Source organism: Plantactinospora solaniradicis (genome assembly GCF_042658085.1).
GTDB lineage: Bacteria > Actinomycetota > Actinomycetes > Mycobacteriales > Micromonosporaceae > Plantactinospora > Plantactinospora solaniradicis.
The window spans coordinates 1-8,082 of the sequence record NZ_JBHSPR010000086.1; the positions used below are offsets into that span (position 1 = coordinate 1).

At 67.8% G+C, this 8,082-nt stretch carries 7 protein-coding genes; 3 read left to right on the top strand and 4 right to left on the bottom strand.

Annotated features, from left to right (window positions below; all coding sequences use genetic code 11):
• The 4 genes from ACFP2T_RS45365 to ACFP2T_RS45380 all read right to left on the bottom strand — a co-directional run.
• On the bottom strand, window positions 1-759 hold a 759-nt coding region (locus ACFP2T_RS45365), incomplete at its 3' end, for a non-reducing end alpha-L-arabinofuranosidase family hydrolase (protein WP_377433573.1).
• 557 nt (window positions 760-1,316) lie between these two features.
• Window positions 1,317-2,246 carry a carbohydrate kinase family protein gene (locus tag ACFP2T_RS45370; RefSeq protein WP_377433575.1) on the bottom strand — a complete coding sequence of 310 codons (930 nt, stop codon included), beginning with the start codon at window positions 2,244-2,246 and terminating at the stop codon, window positions 1,317-1,319.
• A gap of 50 nt (window positions 2,247-2,296) precedes the next feature.
• The gene (locus ACFP2T_RS45375) at window positions 2,297-3,280 is read right to left on the bottom strand and encodes a glycoside hydrolase family 68 protein (RefSeq protein WP_377433577.1); all 984 of its coding nucleotides are present in this window, start codon (window positions 3,278-3,280) and stop codon (window positions 2,297-2,299) included.
• 92 nt (window positions 3,281-3,372) lie between these two features.
• On the bottom strand, window positions 3,373-4,398 hold the full coding sequence (locus tag ACFP2T_RS45380; protein ID WP_377433580.1) for a LacI family DNA-binding transcriptional regulator: 1,026 nt from the start codon (window positions 4,396-4,398) through the stop codon (window positions 3,373-3,375).
• Window positions 4,399-4,966: 568 nt separating this feature from the next.
• On the opposite strand from ACFP2T_RS45380, the gene ACFP2T_RS45385 reads away from it, so the two are divergent.
• Genes ACFP2T_RS45385 through ACFP2T_RS45395 form a run of 3 tightly spaced genes read left to right on the top strand, consistent with a single transcriptional unit; the run spans window position 4,967 to window position 7,946 of the window.
• On the top strand, window positions 4,967-6,154 hold the full coding sequence (locus ACFP2T_RS45385; RefSeq protein WP_377433583.1) for an ABC transporter substrate-binding protein: 1,188 nt from the start codon (window positions 4,967-4,969) through the stop codon (window positions 6,152-6,154).
• Entirely contained in the window at window positions 6,151-7,125 is a 975-nt protein-coding gene (locus tag ACFP2T_RS45390) for a carbohydrate ABC transporter permease (RefSeq protein ID WP_377433586.1), read from the top strand. The genes ACFP2T_RS45385 and ACFP2T_RS45390 overlap by 4 nt, the downstream gene beginning before the upstream one ends.
• Window positions 7,122-7,946, top strand: coding sequence for a carbohydrate ABC transporter permease (locus ACFP2T_RS45395; protein WP_377433588.1), 825 nt, complete (start codon window positions 7,122-7,124; stop codon window positions 7,944-7,946). Before ACFP2T_RS45390 ends, ACFP2T_RS45395 begins: the two co-directional genes overlap by 4 nt.
• Window positions 7,947-8,082 lie beyond the last annotated feature (136 nt).

The window sequence follows — 8,082 nt, forward strand, 5'->3', positions numbered from 1 at the left end:
GAGATGCCTGCCGTTGTAGGGGGCGTAGGTGAAGTCCTTGAGCGAGACCCACCCCGACCTCGGGTTCGCCAGCGAGCCCGTCGATGACCAGCGGTACGTCGACGGAAGATCACACGTGCCCGTCGGCGGCGGCGTGGTGGGGTTACTCCCGCCGTCGACGCGGACGAGTTGCCACTGCTGGTTGTTGCCGTTCCAGTCGTCGTACTGCACGATGTTTCCGCCGTCAGCGGTCGAGGCGCCCTGGACCTCCACCACCTTGTTGCTGTTCCGGTTGATCAACCGGACGTAGCCACCGTCGGAGTCGCTCAACCGGAACTGCTGGTTGGTCCCGTTGCCGTCGGCCCACTGCACGATGCTGGCACCGTTGGCGGTCGACAGGTTGTAGACGTCCAGCACCTTGCCCGACAGCCGCGACCGCAACCGGTAGTAGCCACCGCCCGAGTCCACGAACTGCCACTGCTGCTGGTTGCCGTTGTTCCGTGCCCACTGAACGATCCGCGCACCGTCATTCGTGGCCAGGTTGTACACGTCCAAGGCCTTGCCACTGTTGCGGTTGATCAACACGTACCACGCGCTCGTGTCGACCGTCGCCGCCGATGCCGGCGCCGAACCGAACGCGACCGCAGCGGTAGCGACGAGGGCGGCCACCACGGTGACGACGAGCGCGGACCGCCAGCGACGTCGCGGGACGCGAACCGTACCCTGGCAGGCCGGCCCTGGAACCGGCGTGACTGGTGGCGCCTGCGCCACGACATCCATAGTCTTTCTCCTTTGCCCGAACCACCCGAGGCGCCGTGCGCCACGCGTGGAGTAGTGGCGTTCCTCGCATTCCCGGGACGGCACAGTAAAAGGTGCGGGGGTGGCCGGTTACGCCGTCCGTCACTTCGACGTGACGGCGTGGACGGATGGATTGCCCGGCCAGGCTCGTCGCCAACGCACCAGTGATGCTCTGATCTGTCCTCCCGTAGTGCGGGAACCGAACGATGTTAACGCTCACATGAACGGCTGCAAGGTCTCACGGACATCAAGTGAGACACGGGAGAGCCGCTCAGGCGGATGTACGGCATATTGCCAGACTGTTACGAGGTATTCAAGGGGTGAACGTCAATGCGTTAACCGGGAGAGCGGCCCAACGACCGACGAGGACACACTCCGGATAATCCGACCCGCACGGCGGTGACTGATAACACTTTCCGCCGAAGAACATCGGATCGGTCACCCGAAAAATCTAACAGCAATTTTCTGTTATCGATGCCGGCGCCGTACGGTCGCGATGCACCCGAAGGCACGGGCGCCGGGCACGGGTGCTTTCTGGATCAGGGGATCGTGCGGCCAGGCAGTTGGCCTCGGTGCGGTGGGTCCGCGCCAGCCCGGGTGCAGGTGATGGCGGCTGTTTCGACGGCGAATCGCATGGCGCCGGCGATGTCGTGTTCGTGCCAGGCCGGCCCTGATCCGAATCGGTACAACTCTGCGAGCAGGCCGGCGGTGAACGCGTCCCCGGCGCCGATGGTGTCGACGACCTCCACCACCGGCGCCGCCTCCCGCAGCACGCCGGCACCGGTGGCGGCGACCGCTCCCTCGGGTCCGAGAGTCGCGATCGTGAGCACCGCGCCGAGACCGCGCCAGTGTTGGAGGACGTCACCAACCCGTTCGTCCGGATAGAGCCAGGCGATGTCCTCGTCGCTGGCCTTGACCACGTGGGCGTAGCTCACGAGCTGCTCAACCGTCGCCCGGGCTTGGGCGCGAGTGCCGACCAGGCCGGGTCGGATGTTCGGGTCAAGGCTGACCACCATGCCGCGTTCCTGGGCCGCGCGCAGCGTATCGCCCACGTGTTCGGCCCCAGGGGTCAGGAACGCCGCCAGGGAGCCGGCGTGCAGGATGCCATGGTGGTCGAGTGCGGGAGCCAACTCCGCTGGCTGCCATTGCCAGTCGGCGGTGCCGTCGACGTAGAAGTCGTAGGCGGCGGTGCCGTCGGCGGCCAGTGACACGACCGAGAGAGTCGCCGGCTCGGTGGCGGTGACGGCGTGGCTGAGGTCGACGCCGTTGGCTTCGGCGTACTCGCGCAGCCGGCGGCCGAGCGGGGCGGCGGAGAGCCGGGCGAGCAGCCTGGCCGGCATGCCGAGCCGGGCGAGCCCGACGGCGACGTTCAACGGACTACCGCCGGGGTGAGCGGCGAACTGACCGTCTGGCCCCTCGACGAGGTCGATGACTGCTTCGCCGATGATCGTGATGGCCGACGCGCTCACGACGCCTCTCTCTGCTCGGGTGGTTACGTCTCGGCAGGGGCTACCGGCGGTCACACGCCGCTGTCGGAGTGGGCCATCCGGACAGGCGGGGACGCTTCGGTCAGCCCGGCCATGACCAGCCCGGCGCCGGGGCGGTAGCGGACGGGGATCGGGTCGGTCAGTTCGCCGACGAACTCGCCGTCGACCTCGTCGAGGAAGCCGATGAGCGCCCAGTGCCCGTCGAGAGCGGGTACCAGGCGGGGCGCGTACAGGTTCGGGTACGGGAACGGCTGCGCGGATGGGATGTCCCAGGGCCCGTGGATCGTCGGCCCGGTCGCGACCCAGACGCGATGATCGGCGCGCTGTGGCGACGCGGCGGCGTTGGTGCAGAACAACAGGAGGGGCTGTCCGTCGACGACCGCGACCTGGGGCACCTCGAGGTGGCCGAATCCGGCCGGGGCGGACAGCGGTGGCCGGACGGTCCAGTTGACCAGATCCTCGGAGGTGGCGTACCCGATGACGCCGCGTTCGGCCGACGGCCCGTGGTTGGCGCGGGCGGTGACGAGCATGTGCCAGCCATCGCCGGCGGGGTCGGGGAAGACCCACGGATCACGCCAGGCCTGCTCGTACCACATGTCGCGGTCCAGTAGTTCGTACCAGGTCGGGTCGGCTTCCACGAGGGGGTCGGTGCCGTGCCGGTGCCAGGTGGTCAGGTCGTCGGAGACGGCCAGGCCGATGCGTTGCACCAGCCCGTTCTCGGCGCGACTGACCCCGGTGTAGAACATGTACCAGCGACCGTCCGGGCCGCGGAGGGTGCTGCCGGTCCAGGTGGCCAGGTCGTCCCAGCCCGGCGTGTCGGCGGGAACGAGCGCGTCGGCGACCAGGCGCCATGAGCGCAGGTCGGTGGAGACGGCGTGGCCGATGGCGGCATGCAGGTGCCGGCGGTGCGGATCGAGCAGGGCGCGGGAGGCACGCAGGAAGAACACGTGCCGCAGACCGTCGTCGTCCTGTGCGTACCAGCTGTCCCATACCCAGTGGTCTGGCAGACGTAACATGGCCGGAAAGCTACCAGATAAATCGGTTTAGCAGGACGTCGGGTTTCGAGAGCCACGGTCCCGGGACCCGTGGGTGTCGAAGGACGTGACTGTTATACGGCGGGTGCGGCGATGGATTTGCGTCGGCGCAGCGGCATGGGGACGAGGGTTGGTTCGGTGACGCCGCCGTCGAGGAGAAGTTCGACCGCGCGGCGTCCCATCTGTTCGTGTGGCAGGGCGGCGGTGGACAGACCGGGGCGTAGCCAGGCGGCGATGGGGTCGTCGTCGAACGAGACCAGGGAGATGTCGTCGGGAACTGCCAGCCCGGCCTCGCCGAGCGCCTGGTAGGCGCCGAAGGCCAGTCGGTCGTTCATGCAGATGACCGCACTGGGTCGATCCGGCTTGCGCAGCAGCGTGCGCATGGCGGCGTAGCCATGCTCGGGCAGCCAGTCGCTGCAGAACGCCTCGGCGTACAGGGCGGCGCCGCTGGCGGAGAGCGTGTCCCGGATGCCGCGCAGCCGCGCCGGTGGGGCGAGGGAGACCTCCGGGTCGCGTTCCTTGAGCCGGTTGCGGCCGATGAGCGCGATTCGGTCGCGGTGGCCCTGCTCGATCAGGGCGGTGGTGACGGTCCGGCCGGCCCGCTCGTCATCAGGTAGCACGCAGGGCAGGCTCTCCGAGCTGATGGCGTTGAGCAGCGTGACCGGGCCGGCCAGGATAGCGGGCGGTACCGTCAGTCGCCGGGTCGCCATCGCCGCGTAGATGACCCCGTCGACCTGGCGGTCGAGCATCGCCTCGATCGCGTACTGCTCGAACGCCGCGTCGCCCTGTGTCTCCGTGATCAGCAGCACGTGGTCACGTTCGCGGGCGGCGTCCAGCGCGCCGCGGATGAGGTCACCGGCGAACCGGGTGGTGGCGACGATGTCGGAGACGAACGCGATGGTGGCCGTCTTGCGGGTACGCAGACTCCGCGCGGCGACGTTGGGTCGGTAGCCGAGTTCCTCGGCGGCCGCGAAGACGCGCTGGTGGGCCTCGGGAGACAGGCGGGTCCCCTCCCGCCCGTTCAGCACCATCGACGCGGCGGTCTTGGACAGCCCGGCCCGGCGCGCGACATCCGCCAGCGTTGCTCTGTTGCGGCCCATCAGTCCTCCGAATCAAGGCGGTCCAACCGAGTCGCCGCCGTCCCCACATGATGCGACAGCCGACGCGGCCCAGCGCCGGTGGTGGCCAGCGCGGCGGACAGATGTCCCGTGAACCAGCCGTTTCCGCGTCGTTGCCAACTTGTTCTTGACACCGCTGCGCGACGGACGCATGCTCTGCTAAATCAGTTTAGCGAGCAAGTTTACCCCTCGGAGGGTGGCCCCGACGCCCGCACGAGGAGACCTGTTGAGATAGCGCACGCCCTGGGCTCGGGGTTCCGGGTCGCGACGTACGCGTCGCGGCCGGGATCGGGCGGTCACGGCGGATCTGTGACGGAGCCGCCGTGCCGGACGGGTCTGGTGGAGTGCGCGAAGAAGTCGAGGAGTCACAAAAGTGCGCAGCTTTTCAACGAGGCGCTCCGGGCGACGCGGGTTGGCGATACTCGCGCCGCTACTGACTGTCGCGATAGCAATCACCGCATGTAGTACACCTGGTTCGGAGAACCAGCCGAGCGCGGATTCCAGCGCGGCGGTCAGCACAGAACTCGGCGCTGACCCGATCACTCTGGAGATGTACGCCGAGACCGGTTTTCCGCTGGCGAAGGCGCTGGCCGACGAGTTCACCAAGCAGTACCCGCAGGTGAAGTTCAACATCCGCGAGGACCAGTTCGCGGTGATCGTGGAGAACGCCCCGCGCGTTCTGGCCTCGGACAACGCGCCGGACATCATCCGACTGCCCACGATGGTTGACCTGGTCAAGGACGGGTTGCTGAAGAACCTCGACCCGTACTTCAGCGCGTACGGGTGGGATCGTTTCCCCGCCTCGCAACTGGTGCAGCTCCGCGTCGCCGACGGTGGACGCCCGCGCGGTGCCGGCTCGCTGTTTGGAATGGGGCTGGGCTACAGCGTGACGGGCGTCTTCTACAACAAGACACTGGCCAGGCAGGCCGGCATGACTCAGCCGCCGGCCACCGTCGCCGAGTTCGAGGAACTGCTGGCCAAGGCCAAAGCCGCCAACCTGCAGCCGATCATGCAGTTCAACAAGAACACCGCCGGGATCAACTTCCCCCATCAGGCGCTGCAGAACCAGTTCGGTGACCCCGCCCAGGTGGCGGACTGGGTTTTCCAGAAGCCGGGTGCCACGTTCGACACCCCGGCCGCGCTGAGGGCCACCCAGACCATCCAGAAATGGGCGCAGGCCGGGTACTTCCCGAAGGACGCGAATGCCCTGGACTACACCGCCATGATGGGTGAGTTCCAGAAGGGCAATGGCCTGTTCATGTTCAACGGCGACTGGGAGTCGAGCAACCTCGACAAGTCGATGCCCGGCAACGTGGGCTTCTTCCTCTTTCCCACCGAGTCTGCCGGCGGCAAGCACGTCGCGATGTCCGCGCCCAACACCTTCGGAGTCGGTGCGAAGGCCAAGCACCCGGACGCCGCCGCCTTCTTCCTCAACTGGCTGCACACGAACGCGAAGGCCCGGGAGGTCTCGGTGCAGGTCGGCGGGTCCCACCCCGGTGGCCCCTCGGATCTGGCCGTCTCCGCTGCCGGCGAGGGAACCGTCCTGGCCGAGACGCTCAAGGCGTCGCAGCAGCTCGGAGCAGAGAACGGAGCAGTGGACTTCACCGCGAACGCCACCGGCGGGATCTTTGCTTCGGCGATCACCCCCGAGATGCAGAAGCTGATCGCCGGTCAACAGACGCCGGAGGGCTACGTCAAGGCGGTCCAGGCCGAGTACCAGAAGGAACTGTCCCGATGACGTCTGCCTCCGGCAGCGCACCGAGCAGGCGGGACGGGGCCTCGGCACGGCCCGCCCGCCTGGAACACCCCCCGTCCGCGCGGGCCCACCAACGCAGGTGGGCCCGCGCGGCCCGGTGGAGTGGCTGGCTCTACGTGCTGCCCGCCCTGCTCATGTACGCCGTCTTCGTCCTTCGCCCCCTCGTTCTCACCGTCCAGTACTCGTTCTACGACTGGAACGGGATCGGACTGGCCCGATGGGCGGGCCTGGACAACTACGTGACGGTGTTCACGGACAGCGACCTGTTGAAGATCATCTCGAACGCGCTCGTTCTGATCATCTTCTTCAGCCTCATCCCGGTCGGGCTCGGGTTGCTGGTGGCCAGCCTCGTCCGCCGGATCACCGCCGGACCGTTCGGCACTGCCGTGCGGACCATCCTGTTCCTGCCGCAGGTGATCCCCCTGGTCGCAGCCGGCATCGCGTGGAGCTGGCTGTTGTCCTCGAACGGACTGGTCAACCAGGTGCTCAGGGCGGTCGGCCTGGGCGGGCTCACCCGGGCGTGGCTTGGCGAGTTCGACACCGCACTCCCGTCCGTCGGGGTGATCGGTGCCTGGGTTCTGCTCGGCCTGTGCACGATCCTGCTGGTGACCGGGATGAGCAAGATCGACCCCGCGCTGTACGAGGCGGCCCGGCTCGATGGCGCCGGGTCGGTACGCGAGTTCTTCGCGGTTACCCTGCCCAGCCTGCGCCAGGAGATCGGTATCTGCCTCACCGTGACCGTGATCGCCGCCCTGGCCAGCTTCGACATCGTCTACATCTCCACCAGCGGCGGCCCCGGCGTGCAAACCACCGTGCCGGGCCTGGAGATCTACCGCCTGGCGTTCGCTCAGCGTCAGGTCGGGCTCGCCTCGGCGCTGGCCGTCGTCCTCATGCTGCTGGTCCTGGTGTGTGTGCTGCCGATCCAGCGGCTGACCCGGGAGGACAAGGGATGAACCTGAGCCGACGTGAACAACTGACCGGTCGGGTCTTCCTGGTCGCGCTGGTCCTCATCACGCTACTGCCGTTCGTGAGCATGCTCTCCGCGGCCCTGCAGCCTCGCGGTACGGTCCCGACCGGGCTGTCCTGGCCATCGGACCCGCAATGGGGAAACTTCGTCGACGCCTTCACGGTCGCCAACATGGGCGCATTGCTCCGCTCCAGCCTGCTGATCGTGCTGGGCGTCGTGCCGGTCTCCGTGGTCATCGCCACCATGGCCGGCTTCGGACTCGGTCACCTGCGCGTTCCCGGGGGCGGGATCGCCTTCGGGCTGCTCCTACTCGGTCTGACGCTGCCGTTCGAGGCGATAGTCACCCCGATCTACTACCAGATGCGCGACCTCGGTCTGCTCAACACCCGTTGGGCGATAGTCCTGCCGCTCATCGGGCTGTACATGCCGTTCGCGGTGTTCTGGATGCGGGCCCACTTCGCCAACGTGCCGACCGAGCTGTCCGACGCCGCTCGCGTCGACGGCAGCACGACCTGGCAGCTGTTCTGGCGCGTTCAGGTCCCGTTGGCCCGGCCGGCCATCGCCTCGCTGACCATCTTGCTGTTCCTGTGGACCTGGAACCAGTTCCTGCTCGCCATCGTGCTCGTCGATGACGCCACCAAACGCACGATGGCCGGCGCCCTCGGCGCCTTCCAGGGGCAGTGGGGCACCGACCTGGTGCTGCTGTGTGCCGGCTCGCTGCTCATCCTCACCCCGACCCTCATCGTGTTCCTGATCTTCCAACGTCAGTTCATCAAAGCCCTGCTCCAGGGATCTCTGAAGGGGTAGCGCGATGACGAGGGGGACGGGGAACGGGCAGTGTGATCGGCGGGGTGGGGGTTCTTTTCGGGTGGTGGGGTGATCTGGGTTTTGGGTCGCGTGGCGGGCTCGGTGTGGGTCCGAGCCCGCCGCTGCGGTTGGTTCT